This is a genomic window from Tardiphaga sp. 866_E4_N1_4, assembly GCF_052076075.1.
GTDB lineage: Bacteria > Pseudomonadota > Alphaproteobacteria > Rhizobiales > Xanthobacteraceae > Tardiphaga > Tardiphaga robiniae.
Window position 1 is genome coordinate 4,416,590 of the sequence record NZ_CP197242.1, and the last position, 15,095, is coordinate 4,431,684.

17 protein-coding genes are annotated in these 15,095 nt (G+C 62.9%); 12 read left to right on the top strand and 5 right to left on the bottom strand.

All coding sequences use genetic code 11. The features are described from left to right. The first annotated feature begins 34 nt into the window (after positions 1–34). From rbfA to AB8B20_RS21415, 9 genes are all read left to right on the top strand, one after another. A complete protein-coding gene (gene rbfA, locus AB8B20_RS21375; protein ID WP_068734171.1) occupies positions 35–451 on the top strand; it encodes a 30S ribosome-binding factor RbfA in 417 nt (138 codons plus the stop codon). Continuing rightward, positions 448–1,608, top strand: coding sequence for a tRNA pseudouridine(55) synthase TruB (gene truB / locus AB8B20_RS21380; RefSeq protein ID WP_093757901.1), 1,161 nt, complete (start codon positions 448–450; stop codon positions 1,606–1,608). Before rbfA ends, truB begins: the two co-directional genes overlap by 4 nt. A gap of 2 nt (positions 1,609–1,610) precedes the next feature. Beyond that, positions 1,611–1,880 carry a 30S ribosomal protein S15 gene (gene rpsO / locus AB8B20_RS21385; protein ID WP_068734145.1) on the top strand — a complete coding sequence of 90 codons (270 nt, stop codon included), beginning with the start codon at positions 1,611–1,613 and terminating at the stop codon, positions 1,878–1,880. Between the two features lie 308 nt (positions 1,881–2,188). Next, a complete protein-coding gene (gene pnp, locus AB8B20_RS21390; protein WP_068734149.1) occupies positions 2,189–4,336 on the top strand; it encodes a polyribonucleotide nucleotidyltransferase in 2,148 nt (715 codons plus the stop codon). Positions 4,337–4,506: 170 nt separating this feature from the next. Further along, positions 4,507–4,959 (top strand): MarR family winged helix-turn-helix transcriptional regulator, encoded by a 453-nt coding sequence (locus AB8B20_RS21395; RefSeq protein ID WP_093757902.1) that lies wholly within the window; start codon positions 4,507–4,509, stop codon positions 4,957–4,959. Positions 4,960–4,988: 29 nt separating this feature from the next. Further along, positions 4,989–5,552, top strand: coding sequence for an isochorismatase family protein (locus AB8B20_RS21400; RefSeq protein ID WP_439073694.1), 564 nt, complete (start codon positions 4,989–4,991; stop codon positions 5,550–5,552). A gap of 1 nt (position 5,553) precedes the next feature. Further along, on the top strand, positions 5,554–5,883 hold the full coding sequence (locus AB8B20_RS21405) for a hypothetical protein (RefSeq protein ID WP_089266447.1): 330 nt from the start codon (positions 5,554–5,556) through the stop codon (positions 5,881–5,883). Then, positions 5,880–7,124, top strand: a complete 1,245-nt coding sequence (locus AB8B20_RS21410) for an MFS transporter (protein WP_439073692.1) — start codon at positions 5,880–5,882, stop codon at positions 7,122–7,124. The genes AB8B20_RS21405 and AB8B20_RS21410 overlap by 4 nt, the downstream gene beginning before the upstream one ends. A 136-nt stretch (positions 7,125–7,260) precedes the next feature. Then, positions 7,261–8,007 (top strand): superoxide dismutase, encoded by a 747-nt coding sequence (locus AB8B20_RS21415; RefSeq protein ID WP_309941256.1) that lies wholly within the window; start codon positions 7,261–7,263, stop codon positions 8,005–8,007. Between the two features lie 167 nt (positions 8,008–8,174). Here the strand turns inward: AB8B20_RS21415 and AB8B20_RS21420 are convergent, their stop codons facing one another. After that, positions 8,175–8,774 carry a septation protein A gene (locus tag AB8B20_RS21420; protein WP_120288098.1) on the bottom strand — a complete coding sequence of 200 codons (600 nt, stop codon included), beginning with the start codon at positions 8,772–8,774 and terminating at the stop codon, positions 8,175–8,177. Between the two features lie 13 nt (positions 8,775–8,787). Further along, the gene (gene ftsY, locus AB8B20_RS21425; RefSeq protein WP_231078564.1) at positions 8,788–9,732 is read right to left on the bottom strand and encodes a signal recognition particle-docking protein FtsY; all 945 of its coding nucleotides are present in this window, start codon (positions 9,730–9,732) and stop codon (positions 8,788–8,790) included. A gap of 163 nt (positions 9,733–9,895) precedes the next feature. Between ftsY and AB8B20_RS21430 the strand changes: the two genes are divergently transcribed. Further along, entirely contained in the window at positions 9,896–10,531 is a 636-nt protein-coding gene (locus AB8B20_RS21430; RefSeq protein ID WP_439074057.1) for an RluA family pseudouridine synthase, read from the top strand. 3 nt (positions 10,532–10,534) lie between these two features. Here AB8B20_RS21430 and dapF read toward each other — a convergent pair whose 3' ends face one another. Continuing rightward, positions 10,535–11,407, bottom strand: a complete 873-nt coding sequence (gene dapF / locus AB8B20_RS21435) for a diaminopimelate epimerase (RefSeq protein WP_439073689.1) — start codon at positions 11,405–11,407, stop codon at positions 10,535–10,537. 195 nt (positions 11,408–11,602) lie between these two features. Between dapF and AB8B20_RS21440 the strand changes: the two genes are divergently transcribed. Beyond that, positions 11,603–12,343, top strand: coding sequence for a GyrI-like domain-containing protein (locus AB8B20_RS21440; RefSeq protein ID WP_089266456.1), 741 nt, complete (start codon positions 11,603–11,605; stop codon positions 12,341–12,343). Between the two features lie 66 nt (positions 12,344–12,409). Further along, complete coding sequence (locus AB8B20_RS21445) at positions 12,410–13,123, top strand: SIMPL domain-containing protein (protein ID WP_439073687.1); 714 nt, start codon at positions 12,410–12,412, stop codon at positions 13,121–13,123. Between the two features lie 167 nt (positions 13,124–13,290). Here AB8B20_RS21445 and AB8B20_RS21450 read toward each other — a convergent pair whose 3' ends face one another. Both AB8B20_RS21450 and AB8B20_RS21455 read right to left on the bottom strand, forming a co-directional pair. Then, positions 13,291–14,355 carry an MBL fold metallo-hydrolase gene (locus AB8B20_RS21450; RefSeq protein ID WP_439073685.1) on the bottom strand — a complete coding sequence of 355 codons (1,065 nt, stop codon included), beginning with the start codon at positions 14,353–14,355 and terminating at the stop codon, positions 13,291–13,293. A gap of 109 nt (positions 14,356–14,464) precedes the next feature. Then, complete coding sequence (locus AB8B20_RS21455) at positions 14,465–15,073, bottom strand: NAD(P)-dependent oxidoreductase (RefSeq protein WP_184512636.1); 609 nt, start codon at positions 15,071–15,073, stop codon at positions 14,465–14,467. Between the last annotated feature and the right edge of the window lie 22 nt (positions 15,074–15,095).

Sequence of the window (15,095 nt, forward strand, 5' to 3'; positions counted from 1 at the left end):
GGCCATGACGAATTTTGTTTTCGTAGGGAAACCGATGCCCAAGCATCACCAAAAATCTGCCGCGCCGGGCGGCTCGCAGCGTCAATTGCGCGTTGGCGAGCTGATGCGCCACGCGATTGCCGATATCCTGTCGCAGGGTGGGGTCCACGATCCCGTTCTGCAGACCACCATCATCACCGTGCCCGAGGTGAAGATGTCGCCCGATCTCAAGCTCGCCACCGTCTATGTGATGCCGCTCGGCGGCCAGAACACCGAACCGGTGCTGAAGGCGCTCGCGGCGAACAAGAGCTTCCTGCGAACCGAGGTCGCGTATCGCGTGAACCTCAAATACGCCCCCGATCTCCGCTTCCGCATCGATGAGCGCTTCGACGAAGCCGAACGCATCGACAAACTTTTGCGCACGCCTGCCGTTGCGCGCGACCTCAAACCAGACTCGGACGAAAACGAATGACTGTGACGACCCCAGCCGCCGCCCTCGATTCACGCCTCGATGAAGCGGGCAATGGCGAGCCCACCCTGTCTCCGGCCGTGCAGCACGGCGACCACGGTCAGCAAGGTGACCGCGGCGGCAATGACCAGCGTCAGCATCAGGGCCATCGCGGCAATAACGATCCCCGCCATCAGGGCGGCAAGCAGCGTCAGCAGGGCCAGGTCCGGCGCGACAAGCGCGACGTTCATGGCTGGGTGATCCTCGACAAGCCGATCGGCATGACCTCGACCCAGGCCGTCGCGATCGCCAAGCGCCTGTTCCAGGCCAAGCGCGCCGGCCATGCCGGTACCCTTGATCCGTTGGCGTCCGGCGGTCTGCCGATCGCGCTCGGCGAAGCCACCAAGACGGTTCCGTTCGTGATGGACGGCCGCAAGCGCTATCGCTTTACGGTCGCTTGGGGCGAGGAACGCGATACCGACGACACCGAGGGCCGTGCGACCTTCACCAGCCCGAATAGGCCAACGGCCGACCAGATCAGGGCTCTGCTGCCGCAATTTACCGGCAATATCGAACAGACCCCGCCGCAATACTCGGCGATCAAGATCCAGGGCGAGCGCGCCTATGATCTCGCCCGCGACGGCGAGGTGGTGCCGCTGGTTCCCCGACCGGTTGTGATTCACGAATTAGTCCTGACAGAACAGCCAGATAGCGACCATGCCGTGTTCGAAGCCGAGTGCGGCAAGGGCACTTACGTGCGCGCGCTGGCCCGCGATATCGGCCGTTTACTCGGCTGCTACGGCCATATCAGTGCGCTCCGGCGTACCCTGGTCGGACCTTTCGCCGAAGCCGACATGATTCCGCTGGAACAGTTGGAGGCTTTGTGCGATAGAGCCGCGTCTGGCGAGGGTAGCCTCGCCGACGCGCTACTGCCCGTTGAGACCGCGCTGGACGACATCCCGGCACTGGCCGTCACACGGGCGGATGCGGCAAGGCTCCATCGGGGCCAGGCCGTTTTGTTGCGCGGACGGGATGCGCCCGATTGTAGCGGCACAGTTTATGTCACGGTGGCAGGGCGATTATTGGCCCTCGCTGAAGTTGGCAACGGCGAACTCATCCCCAAGCGCGTGTTTAACCTGACCGGACTGACCGCCAGTTCGGCCCGCAAAGAAAGTAACTGACGATGTCGATTACCGCAGAACGCAAAGCGGAAGTCATCAAGACCAATGCCAACAAGACCGGCGACACTGGTTCGCCGGAAGTCCAGGTTGCGATCCTCTCCGAGCGCATTGCCAACCTGACCGGACACTTCAAGACCCACACCAAGGACAACCATTCCCGCCGTGGTCTTTTGAAGCTAGTCTCCACGCGTCGTTCGCTGCTTGACTACATCAAGCGCAAGGACGAGGCGCGCTACAAGGCGCTGCTCGAGAAGCACAACATTCGCCGCTAAGCGAAATCACGCGCGCAAAAACCCTTTGCGCGCGTTTTTTGTAGCGGAAGCCATGTGCGGCTTTCGCGATAACGTTCAGAAGCAATCCGGCAACTGGACGATGACGGGCAAGGTGCCCGTCGCGCGGCGCGATCCTCCAAAGATCCCCGCGACCATCGGAAGGATGGACGCCATTCAGAATACCAGAGCCATGGCAGGATCGCCGGACGCTGATTTCGCGACATCGCGAGCAGCCTCTTGCCGTCTTGCGCATGGCTTTTGTGTTTTTGGCCGTCACGTCCTCCGTGAACCCATGAAAGAAACCTAAGATGTTTAATGTTCACTCCGTCGAGATCGATTGGGGCGGTCGTCCGCTCAAGCTGGAAACCGGCAAGGTTGCCCGTCAGGCTGACGGCGCCGTCATCGCCACCTATGGCGAGACCGTCGTTATCGCCACCGTCGTCGCCGCGAAGACTGCCAAGGATGGCATCGACTTCCTGCCGCTGACCGTCGACTACATCGAGAAGACCTATGCAGCCGGCCGCATTCCCGGTGGCTACTTCAAGCGCGAAGGTCGTCCGACCGAGAAGGAGACGCTGGTCTCCCGCCTGATCGATCGCCCGATCCGCCCGCTGTTCGTCGATGGCTGGCGCAATGAAACCCAGATCGTCGTCACCGTGCTGTCGCACGACATGGAGAACGATCCGGACATTCTCGCGCTGGTCGCCACCTCGGCTGCGCTGACGATTTCCGGCGCCCCGTTCCAGGGCCCGATCGGTGCGGCCCGCGTCGGCTTCATCAACGATGAATACGTGCTCAACCCGACCCTCGACGAAATGGCCGACACCAATCTCGACCTCGTCGTCGCCGGCACCGGCGATGCCGTGCTGATGGTGGAATCGGAAGCCAAGGAGCTCAACGAAGACGTGATGCTCGGCGCCGTGATGTTCGGTCACCGCCACTTCCAGCCGGTCATCAAGGCGATCATCGAGCTCGCCGAGAAGGCCGCGAAGGAGCCGCGCGAGGTCAAGACCATCGATGACAGCGAAATCGAGAAGGAAATGCTCGGTCTCGTCGAAGCCGAGCTGCGCGCCGCTTACGCGATCCCTGTGAAGCAGGACCGCTACGCCGCCGTCGGTGCCGTCAAGGCGAAGGCGATGGCGCACTACTTCCCGGAAGGTCAGGAGCCGAAATACGACAAGCTCCGCATCGCCGGCGTGTTCAAGGAACTGGAATCGAAGATCGTTCGCTGGAACATCCTCGACACCAAGAAGCGCATCGACGGCCGCGACCTGACGACGGTTCGTCCGATCGTCGCCGAAGTTGGCGTGCTGCCGCGCGCCCACGGTTCGGCGCTGTTCACCCGCGGTGAAACCCAGGCGCTGGTCGTGACCACGCTCGGCACCGGTGAAGACGAGCAGTACATCGACTCGCTGTCGGGAACGTACAAAGAGACGTTCCTGCTGCACTACAACTTCCCTCCCTACTCGGTCGGCGAGACCGGTCGTATGGGCGGCACCAAGCGTCGCGAAATCGGCCACGGCAAGCTCGCCTGGCGCGCAATCCATCCGGTTCTGCCGGGTCACCACGAATTCCCGTACACCGTGCGCGTGGTGTCGGAGATCACCGAGTCCAACGGTTCGTCGTCGATGGCATCGGTTTGCGGTGCTTCGCTGGCGCTGATGGATGCGGGCGTTCCGATGAAGCGTCCGACGGCGGGTATCGCCATGGGCCTGATCCTCGAAGGCGCACGCTACGCGGTTCTGTCGGACATCCTGGGTGATGAAGATCACCTCGGCGACATGGACTTCAAGGTGGCTGGTACCGATACCGGCATCACCTCGCTGCAGATGGACATCAAGATCGCCGGTATCACCGAAGAGATCATGAAGGTCGCTCTGGGTCAGGCCAAGGAAGGCCGCATTCACATTCTCGGTGAGATGTCGAAGGCGCTCAACAACGCCCGTGCCGAGCTCGGCGAATACGCGCCGCGCATCGAAACCTTCAAGATCGCCACCGACAAGATCCGTGAAGTGATCGGCACCGGCGGCAAGGTGATCCGCGAGATCGTCGAAAAGACCGGCGCCAAGGTCAACATCGAAGACGACGGCACCGTGAAGGTGGCCTCATCCGATGGTGAGTCGATCAAGGCTGCGATCAAGTGGATCAAGTCGATCGCTTCGGATCCGGAGCTCAACGCGATCTATGAAGGCACTGTGGTCAAGGTCATGGAGTTCGGTGCATTCGTGAACTTCTTCGGCGCCAAGGATGGTCTGGTTCACATCAGCCAGCTCGCTGGCGGCCGCGTGCAGAAGACCTCCGACGTCGTCAAGGAAGGCGACAAGGTCAAGGTCAAGCTGCTCGGCTTCGACGATCGCGGCAAGACGCGTTTGTCGATGAAGGCTGTCGATCAGGAGACCGGTGAAGATCTCGAAGCCAAGCAGAAGGCCGCCGAAGGCGCGACTGCAGCGGAGTAATTTCGCGACATTGCGAATTACGAAAGGGCGGCCGTGAGGCCGCCCTTTTTGTTTAGGTGCGGCAAGACACCTGCCGCCATCACTGCGAGGTTTGAAACGACACGGCGATGTGATCGGCAGATATGAAGCTTTCCTTTGTAGTTTTCCTTCGTATCCTGTAGTCCGAGGTCATGACGGACCATCATGACAACCCCGAAGATGCCCGGGCGCTGGCATTGGCGACCGAGATTCGCGACCTGATCGGTCAGGTGAAGCGCAGATTGCGTGAAAAGGCCGGCATCGGCGACCTGACGATGTCCCAGGTGGCGGTGCTGAGCCGGCTGGATCGCGACGGCCCGGCGACGGTGACCCACCTTGCTCGCGCCGAGGGCGTGCGGCCGCAATCCATGGGCGCCACGGTGGCGGCGCTGGAGACCACCGGGCTGGTCAGCGGCACCCCGGATCCGAATGACGGTCGCCAGACCATTTGGGCGCTCACCCCAGCCTGTAAGGAATGGATCCGTGTCGGTCGCGCCGCCCGCGAGGACTGGCTGTTCCACGCCATCCAGAAAACCCTGACCGCCGTGGAGCAGGATCAGCTTGCCGGCAGTATCGGGTTACTCAAGCGCATCGTCGACGCCTGATCGCGCCACCGCATTCAAAGGACAGCCCCATGCCACTCACCACGCTCGATCTGAACACGGCACTTGTTGTCGTCGATCTGCAGCAAGGCATCGTCGCGCTGCCGACGGTGCATCCGATCGGGGACGTCGTGAAGCAGACACGTGTGCTGCTCGACGCGTTTCGCTCCTGCGAATTGCCGGTCGTGCTCGTCAACGTGGCCGGCGGTGCGCCGGGCCGCACCGAGCAGCCGCGCCGATCGGTGCCGCTTGCCGAGGACTGGACCGATCTCATCCCCGAACTCGATCAGCAACCCCGCGATATCACCGTGACCAAGCACAGCTGGGGCGCGTTCGCCACGACCGATCTCCAACAGCAACTGAAGTCGCGCGGTGTCACGCAAGTCGTCATCGCCGGTGTTGCGACGGGGACCGGTGTCGAAGCCACTGCGCGCCAAGCCTATGAAGCGGGCTTCAACGTCACGCTCGCCGTCGATGCGATGACGGATATGCGCGCCGAAGCGCATGATTGCAGCATCGCCAAGGTCTTCCCCCGTCTCGGTGAGACCGGCACCACGCAGGACGTCATCAACCTGCTCGACAAACGGAGTGCGTGAGATGCTTTGGCTTCATTATCTCGCCTGGTTCTTCGGTGGCGCTTTCCTCATCAATGTGATCCCGCACCTCGTGAGCGGCGTATCCGGCCGGCCGTTTCAAAGTCCGTTCGCGAAGCCGCCGGGCAAGGGACTGTCGTCCTCGACGGTCAACGTGATCTGGGGCTTCGTCAACCTGGTGATCGGCTATCTCCTCGTCGTCCGCGTCGGCGATTTCGATCTGCATTCCACGATCGATGTCACCGCTTTCGGTCTTGGCGCTCTGCTGATGGCGATCTTTACGGCGCGGCTGTTCGGGCGCCTTCACGGCGGCAACACACCGCTCGGTTCATGAGTATATCGGCCACCGGTACGTTCCGCTCGCTGCGCGGTTTCAACTATCGCGTCTGGGCAGGTGGTGCGCTGGTGTCGAATATCGGCTCGTGGATGCAGCGTACCACGCAGGACTGGGTGGTGCTCACGCAACTCACCGACAACAACGCCACCGCGGTCGGCATCGTGATGGCGCTGCAGTTCGGGCCGATGCTTCTGCTGTTGCCGTTCACGGGTTATGCCGCCGATCATCTGGATCGCCGCAAATTGCTGATCGCGACGCAAGTAGCGATGGGAGTGCTGGCGCTCGGGCTGGGACTGCTTCTGATCAGCGGTCACGTCCAGCTCTGGCATGTCTATGTGTTTGCGTTTCTGCTCGGCTGCGTTGCGGCCTTCGATTTTCCGGCACGGCAGACCTTCGTCTCCGAACTGGTCATCGAGGCGGATCTGTCGAATGCCGTCGCGCTCAACTCCACCTCGTTCAATGCGGCGCGGATGATCGGTCCGGCGGTTGCCGGCCTCCTGATTGCCCATGTCGGCTCCGGATGGGTGTGCATTCTCAATGCGGTCTCGTTCATGGCGGTGCTTGGCTCCCTCATGCTGCTGCGCGCCGATGAGATGTATCCGGCGCAGCGTGCTGCAGGTGGCCGCGGCAGTCTGGTCGAAGGCTTTCGCTATGTCTGGAAACGGCCGGACCTGAAAGCCATCTTGCTGATGCTGTTCCTGATCGGCACCTTCGGTCTGAACTTTCCGATTTTCATCTCGACCATGTCGGTCACGGCATTTCATGCCGGCGCCGGTCAATATGGCGTCCTGACATCGGTCATGGCGATCGGGTCGGTGATCGGTTCGCTGCTGGCAGCGCGGCGCGACAGGCCGCGCATCGGTCTTCTGATCGTCGGTACCGCTGTGTTTGGTGCAGGCTTCGTCCTCGCCGCCGCGATGCCGAGTTACTGGTTGTTCGGTCTCACGCTGATTGTCATCGGTATTGCAGCTCAAACCGTGACCACCTCGACCAGCGGCCTGGTGCAGCTCTCGACCGAGCCGGCCATGCGTGGTCGCGTGATGGCGATCCTGCTGGCCATTGCACTTGGTGGTACGCCGATCGGTGCGCCGATTGTCGGCTGGGCCGCTGATCGATTCGGTCCGCGCTGGGCGCTAGCCATCGGCGCGATCTCGGGAATGGCTGCGGCCCTGGTCGGCCTGCATTATCTCCTGAAGCACCGCGACGGCCAACGCAGCGTCCGGCCCGGTGGATCATGATTCGCCCCATGTGAGACGGTATCTCAGACCTGTGATGTGCTATGTCGCGCTGCGTCACAATGCCCGCACACGAAACTGCCAGAGATGCGGTGCGTATTTGCCAGACGTAGCAGTCCATATTCAAGGGAGAAGCCCCATGTCATCGATGTCCCGACGCCATCTCATGCTCGCTGCGACCGGCATCGCTGCCGCGGCCGTCGCGCCCCGTCTTGCTTTCGCCCAGGCGGCTGCGCCGGCCACCCCTACTGCCGGCAATGCGCCATTCATCCTGCCGCCGCTGACCTATCCGGTCACGGCGTTTGAACCGCATATCGATGCCAAGACGATGGAGATCCATCACGACAGGCATCACGCCGCCTACGTTGCCAACATGAACAATTTTGCCAAGGATACCCCGGTGATCGGCGAGAAGCCGCTGGTCGAGGTGCTCGGCAATCTCAACAGCGTGCCTGACGCGATCCGCACCGGCGTGCGCAACAATCTCGGCGGCCATGCCAACCACACCATGTTCTGGCAGATCATGGGCCCGAATGGCGGCAAGCCGGAAGGCGATGTGCTCGCGGCGATCGATCGCGACCTCGGCGGCCTCGAGAAATTCCAGACCGATTTCAACGCCGCCGGCGGCCGTCAGTTCGGTTCTGGCTGGGTGTTCGTGATCGTCGACAAGGACGGCAAGCTGTCGATCGAGACGCGTCCGAATCAGGACAATCCGATCATGGACGGCAAGCGCGCGCTGATGGGCAACGACGTCTGGGAGCATGCTTATTATCTGACCTACCAGAACCGTCGCGCTGATTATCTCAAGGCGTGGTGGAATACGGTCAACTGGACCAAGGTCGGCGAGCGCTATGCGGCGGCAAAGGCCGGCACGCTGGCGGTGTAGTGTTTTCCTTCTCCCCGCTTGCGGGGAGAGGGTGGCGCGGACGAAGTCCGCGACGGGTGAGGGGGAGCTAGCGAGTGAAACACTGGCTCCCCCTCACCCGGATTACTCGCTGCGCTCGCAACCCGACCTCTCCCCGCAAGCGGGGCGAGGTTAAGTAAGAGCCGTTTCTACTTCCTCAGATCACCTTCGTCCGCCGCGCTCTCCGCGAGCGTGGCCGGCTCGATGCCGTAGCGCTTGATCAGCGGCATCTGCGCCACCGCGAAGACCATGGTCAGCGGGATCACGCCGAATGCCTTGAAGGCCACCCAGAAATCCGTGCTCTGGGTGCGCCAGATCGCTTCGTTCAGAAGCGCCATGGCGAAGAAGAACAGCGCCCAGCGCTTCGTCAGCGCGCGCCAGCCTTCGTGTGTGAGATTGAACATCTGGTCGAACATGATGGCGATGAAGGATCGGCCGAACAACAGGCCGCCGCCGAGGATCGCTGCGAACAGGCCATAGATGATGGTCGGCTTGACCTTGATGAAGGTCTCGTCATGCAGCACCAGCGTCAGCGTGCCGAACACCAGCACGATGACGGCGGTGACAAGCGCCATAATCGGCACATGCCTGACTACGACATAGGACGCGATCATCGCCGCAACGATGGCCACCATGAAGGCGCCGGTGGCGACGAACAGGTTGAATTTGGCATTGGCGACGAAAAACACGATCAGCGGGCCGAGCTCGGTGGCGAGCTTGAATAGCGGATGCGGCTGCTTCTTGTCGATCACGTCAGTCATGTCAGCTTTCAATTCCTGCAATCGCCTGCGCGAAATCCCTGGCGGTGAACGGCGCGAGATCGTCGATGCCTTCGCCGACGCCGATGAAATGCACCGGCAATTTGTATTTCTCCGACAGCGCCACGAGGATGCCGCCGCGCGCGGTGCCGTCGAGCTTGGTCATCACGAGGCCGGTGACGCCAGCCGTACGATGAAACGCCTCGACTTGCGACAGCGCGTTTTGTCCCACCGTGGCATCGAGGACCAGCAGCACCGCATGCGGCGCTGTGGCATCGACCTTCTTGATGACGCGCACGACCTTCTCGAGTTCGACCATGAGTTCGGTCTTGTTCTGCAGGCGGCCGGCGGTGTCGATCAGCAGCACGTCGCGTTTGTCGTCGCGGGCCGCTGTGACGGCGGTGAAGGCGAGGCTCGCGGAATCCGAACCCTGCGCGCCGGCGATGACCGGCACCTTGTTGCGTTCGCCCCAGACCTTGAGCTGCTCGATGGCTGCCGCGCGAAACGTATCGCCGGCGGCGAGCATCACCTTGCGGCCTTCGGCGGAGAAGGTGGAGGCGAGCTTGCCGATGGTGGTGGTCTTGCCGGAACCGTTGACACCGACCACGAGGATCACGAACGGCTTGTGCGAAGTATCGATCACCAACGGCTTGGCGACCGCCGAGAGCACTTTCTCGACTTCGGTGGCCACAACGGTTTTGACCTCGTCGGCGGAGATCGCCTTGTCATAGCGGCCATGGCCGACGGCGGCGGAAATCCGCGCCGCCACTTCGGTACCCAGATCGGCGCGCAACAGCACGTCCTCGATGTCCTCGAGCATGGCGCGGTCGAGCTTGCGCTTGGTCACGAGGTCGGCGACCGCGGTGCCGAGGGCGCTCGAGGTGCGCTTCAGCCCGCCGGAGAGCCGTCGCCACCAGCTCAGTTTTGGCGTTTCGGGAGTGTCGCTCATGTCGGGGGTGTGTTAGCCGTTTCGCGCCATGATTCAAAGTATGACCAGTGAAAGTGACGAAGACGTAAGCTTGGAGGCCGAGCCCCGGCTGGAACCCCGCACCGATGCGGTGGAGCTGACCGAGGCCGAGATTCTGGCGCGGGTGCTGCACCGTGACGGCCTGATGCTGGTGATCGACAAGCCAGCCGGCCTGCCGGTGCATCGCGGCCCCAAGGGCGGCGCCAATCTGGAAACATCGTTCGAATTCCTGCGCTATGGCCTGCCGCGTGCACCCGTTCTGGCACATCGGCTGGATCGCGACACCTCGGGCTGCCTGGTGCTCGGCCGGCACCGCAAGGCGACAGCGTCGCTGGGCCTGCTGTTCAAGCACAGCCGTATCCGGAAGACCTATTGGGCGGTGGTCGAGGGCGGGCCTGTCGAAGATTCGGGCGTGATCGACATGCCGCTCGGGCGGCTCAATGCCGACCGGGGCTGGTGGATGAAGCCGGATCCCGAGGGGCTCAAGGCCGTCTCGAACTTCACCGTGCTCGGCCGCGGCGGTGGCATGAGCTGGCTGGCGCTGGAGCCGGTGACGGGTCGCACGCATCAGCTCCGCGTGCACTCGGCATCGTCAGGTTTTCCGATCGTCGGCGACAATATCTACGGCAACGGGCCACGCTTCGGCGAGCCGACACTGCATCTGCATGCCCGCGAGATCGTGATTCCGATTTCGCGCAACAAGGACCCGATTCGTGTCGTCGCACCGGCCCCGCCGCATCTGCATGAGCGGCTGCGGGCGTGTGGCTGGAACGGGGAGTAGGGCTTACGCGACCGAAGCGAACAGCTTCGGATCGAACGTGCCCTCATATTCAAACGCGGCCGGCCCCGTCATCAGCACGTGGTCGTCGCTCTCGCGCCATTCGATGGTGAGTACACCGCCGGGCAGCGTCATATGCACAGTGCGATTGGTCCGGCGCAGGCGAGCGGCGGCAACAGCGGTTGCGCAAGCCGCGGAGCCGCAGGCCTTGGTGAGGCCGGCGCCGCGCTCCCAGGTGCGCATCACGATGTGATCGCGATCGACGATATGGGCCAGCGTGATATTGGCGCGGTCCGGGAAGATCGGGTGGTTTTCCAGCAGCGGTCCGAACTTTTCGAGGTCATAGGCCTGGATGTCGTCGACCCAGAAGATCGCATGCGGGTTGCCCATCGAGACCACTGACGGGGTGTGCAGGATGGGCGCGTCGATCGGGCCGATCTGCAACTCGATGCCGCGGGTGTCACGGAATTCCTCGGCCAGCGGAATGTCCTGCCAGCCGAACTTCGGCGTGCCCATGTCCACCGTGTAGAGATCCGGCGTCGGGCCTTGCCAGCAATTGATCAGGCCGGCCTTGGTCTCGAATGTGAGTGCCGTCTTGTCGCCGCCGGCAAAGGTCTGCCGCGCCACGCAACGCATGCCGTTGCCGCAAGCGCCCGCCTCGGAGCCGTCATTGTTGTAGATCGAGACGAACGCGTCAGTGCCGGCCAGCCGGGGCTTCTGCAGCACCATCAACTGGTCATAGGGCACGCCTTCGGGGGTGGCCACGGCGCGGGCGTCGGCAGGCGTGATACCGGATGCCGTATCGCGCAGGTCGATCACGACGATCTCGTTGCCGATGCCGTTCATCTTGGCGAAGGAATGGTTGGCCAGTGCGCTCATGCTCGGTCCCGTTGATCTCAGCCTTATATGGCGAGCCCGGGCAGATTGGCCAGTGCGGCGATTCTGTGTCGGCTGTTTTGAATGGCCCTGCGCAATTTGGGGAGGGGACGAAAGCCGCGGCTGCGTGTTACCATGATGCCGTATCGCGCATGTTGCCGGACGCTGCGCTGCAGGATGTCACTGGAGACCCTTCGAATGACCCGTTCTCGCCTGTCCCGCCTCGCCACTGCGGCGCTGATCCCGGCAGCCGCGTTGACGCTGAACGCCGCGGCTTGGGCACAATCTCCGCCTGCCACGCCGCCAGCGGCAAGCTCCCCCGCCACCCCGCCCGCGCCGGCGACACCAGCTCCGGCGGCAACGGCTCCCGCCACACCCGCTCCCGCCACACCGGAGACGCCGGCCCCCGCCGCGCCGGCAACGCCGCCCGCCGCAGCGCAGGCCCCTGCAACGCCACCCGCGCCTCAGGTCCAGGTTGCCGATCCATTCGGCGAGGAAATCACGCTGTCGCCGAAGCAGATGGTGACTTTCGTCGGCAAGGCCAATTGGGATTCGGCCTTCGATACGCTGATGGATGCGTTCAAGCAGATCACCACCGTGCTCGACAAACAGGGTGTCAAATCATCCGGCAATCCGATGATCGTCTATACGACCACCGATGACACTGGCTTCACCTTCCTCGCGGAAATCCCGGTCGATCAGGAGGTGAAGAACCTGCCGAAAGCGATGAAGATGGGCCTGTCGCCGGATGGTAAGGCGCTGAAGTTCGTCCATCGCGGCTCCTACGACAATATGGACAACACCTATGAGGCGATCACCAATCACCTCGATGACAAGAAGTTAGAGGCGAAAGACACGTTCATCGAGGAATACATGACCGATCCCTTGAAGACGGCGGAAGACAAGCTGGTCATCAATGTCTATGTGCCGCTCAAGTAGCCGAGCCGTAGCTCTGTCATAGCCTCTGGTCATAAAGAAGCCTTGGACGGTCGCGAGAGAATGGGCATGACAAATCATTTCGCTCTCGCTTCGCTGGCCATTGCGCTCATCGCCACTCCTGCGCTCGCGCAGGTCAATCCACCGCCGGTGATTTCCGTCTCCGGCGAAGGCACCGTCTCGGTGCCGCCGGATCTTGCTGTCGTCGATGGCGGTGTCACGACTGATGCCAAGACGGCACGCGAGGCCGCCGAGGCCAACAATACCGCGATGGCCAAGGTGCTGGCGGCCCTGAAAAGCGCGGGTATCGCCGAGAAGGACATGCAGACGTCGCGGCTGTCGCTGTTTCCGCAATATGCGCAGCAGACCCGTCCCAATCCCAATCCTGGCCCCAACGTTATCTCGGGCTATCGCGCCAGTAACCGCGTCACCATCCGCGTACGCGACGTGACCAAGGTGGCCGGCACGATCGACGCGCTGGTGTCGTCGGGCGCCAATGAGGTTGGCGGCATCAATTTCATGGTGACCAAGGCGTCGCAACTTCTCGACGATGCGCGCAGCGACGCGATTGCGGATGCGCGGCGCAAGGCAGAGATTTACGCCAAGGCTGCCGGCGTCAAGCTCGGCGCGCCGATCAGCATCTCCGAGGACTCCGGCAGCGCGCCAGCGCCAATGATGTTGCGCAAGATGGCCGCCGACGTGGCATCGGCTCCGGTGGCGCAAGGCGAGGAAGTGCTGCGCGTGAATGTCAGCGTGAGCTGGGAAATCAAGCCGGCGCAGTAACTACAAACTCGGTCATGGCCGGGCAAAGCGCGAAGCGCGGCTTCGCCAGATGTCCCGGCCATCCATGCCTTAGTCTTCAGTCTTCGCTAAAGACCTGGATGCCCGGCACATCTAGCGAAGCTCGCTTCGCGCTGGTCGGGCATGACGACTGAGAGTTCGTGCTTTCCTTAAATCTCCACCACCTGTCCCGGCTTAAGCGCCATAAACTTCTCACTGGGTAATTCCGCCGCGCTGCATGCGGCAGCCAATCCTTTCACCGGTCCGTCAATCGCCTCATCGGTGAGCTGGAATGTGCTGTGATGGCTGGCCAGCGCCTGCTGCGCGCCGCAATCGCTCAGGGCCTTCACGGCGTCTTCCGGATTCATGTGCTGGTCCTTCATGAACCAGCGTGGCTCATAGGCGCCGATCGGCAGGATCGCGAGCCTGATAGCACCATGGGCTTCGCGCACGCGGCGGAAGTGCAGGCCGTCGCCATAGCCGCTGTCGCCGACGATGTAGATCTTGCCTGCCGGCGTCTCCAGCACGAAGCTCGCCCAGAGCGACTTGTTGCGGTCGAACAGGCCGCGCGCCGTCCAGTGCCGCGTCGGCACCAGCGTGACGGCAAGGCCGTTGCCAAGCTCGACGCGATCTGTCCAGTCATAGGCCTCGGCTTTGATCGCGCTGTCGGCGCTCTTCATGGTGATGTCATTGCCAAGCGGCGTGATCACGCGCGGCGCAAATTTTGCGGCGAGCTTTGAGAGCGTCGGAAGATCGAGATGGTCGTAATGACCGTGCGACACCAGCACGATGTCTATTTTCGGCAGCTTGTCGAACGCGATGCCCGGTGCGGTGTGGCGCTTCGGCCCGGCAAACGAGAACGGCGAGACGCGGTCAGACCACACCGGATCGAACAGGATGTTGATGCCGGCAGTCTGGATCAGCCAGCTCGCGTGACCCACGTAACTAAAACGAACGCCCGTGCCCTCGATCTTGGCCGGCGGCGTATCGGCAAATTCGTTCTCGACCCAGTCGGGCCAGACCTCGCGCGTACGGCCGCCGCCGAATTGCCACCGCAGCACTTCGCCGAGTGACTTGGGCGGCACGCCGTCGGGATCGAAGAAGATCTTGCCGTCGAAGTGATCGGAGACGGGGCCGTCATAATTGGTCATGCGGGAAGCCCAGAAGGCCGACAGCCCAGCGGCTGCGGCGAGACCGCCCAGCGACGTCAGAAGGCGGCGGCGGGTGAGAATCATGGAGCTGGATCAAATCCGGTGGGACGACGAGCTGCGCCCAACGAGGCGCAGCTCGCATCACATGGAATTTGTCAGTGGATTCCGCAACCCGCGCCGATCCTTTGTTCGCTCAGTAGCCGACGGTGAACCGCTTGCGCGCGTGCGCAGGCGTCTCGATCTCGTCGGCCATGGCGATGGCATAATCCTCAAAGGAAATGCTGCTGCCCTTGTCGTTGGCGAGCAGTTGATCGCCGCCAAGCCGGAATGTCCCGGTGCGCTCGCCCGGGATGAACAGGGCCGAGGGCGACAGGAAGGTCCAGTTGAGCTCCTTGTCGTGGCGCAGGATGTCGAGGAACAGGCCGCCCACCGCGGCCTCGGCCCGGTATTCCGCCGGAAATCCCGGGGTCTCGATCAGCTTCAGGCCGGGAGCGACTTCGAGGCTGCCGGCGCCGCCGACCACCAGATAGCGCGGAACGCCCGCGGCCTTCACGGCCGCGATCAGCTTGTGCGGGTCGCTGACGAGGAAATGGATCGCGCTGACGGCGACGTCGTGGCCCTTCAGGGCGGCAGTGAGACCGGCAACATCGTTGGCGTCGGCCTTCAGTGGCGTCACCCCGGCCAGAACAGGGGCTTTCTCCGGGTTGCGGGCGATGGCGGTGACGGTATGACCGCGGCGGGACAGTTCAGCGACAATTTGCGAGCCGGCGCGGCCGGTGGCGCCGATCAGGGCGATTTTCATTTGATATCTCCATGTGGTAACC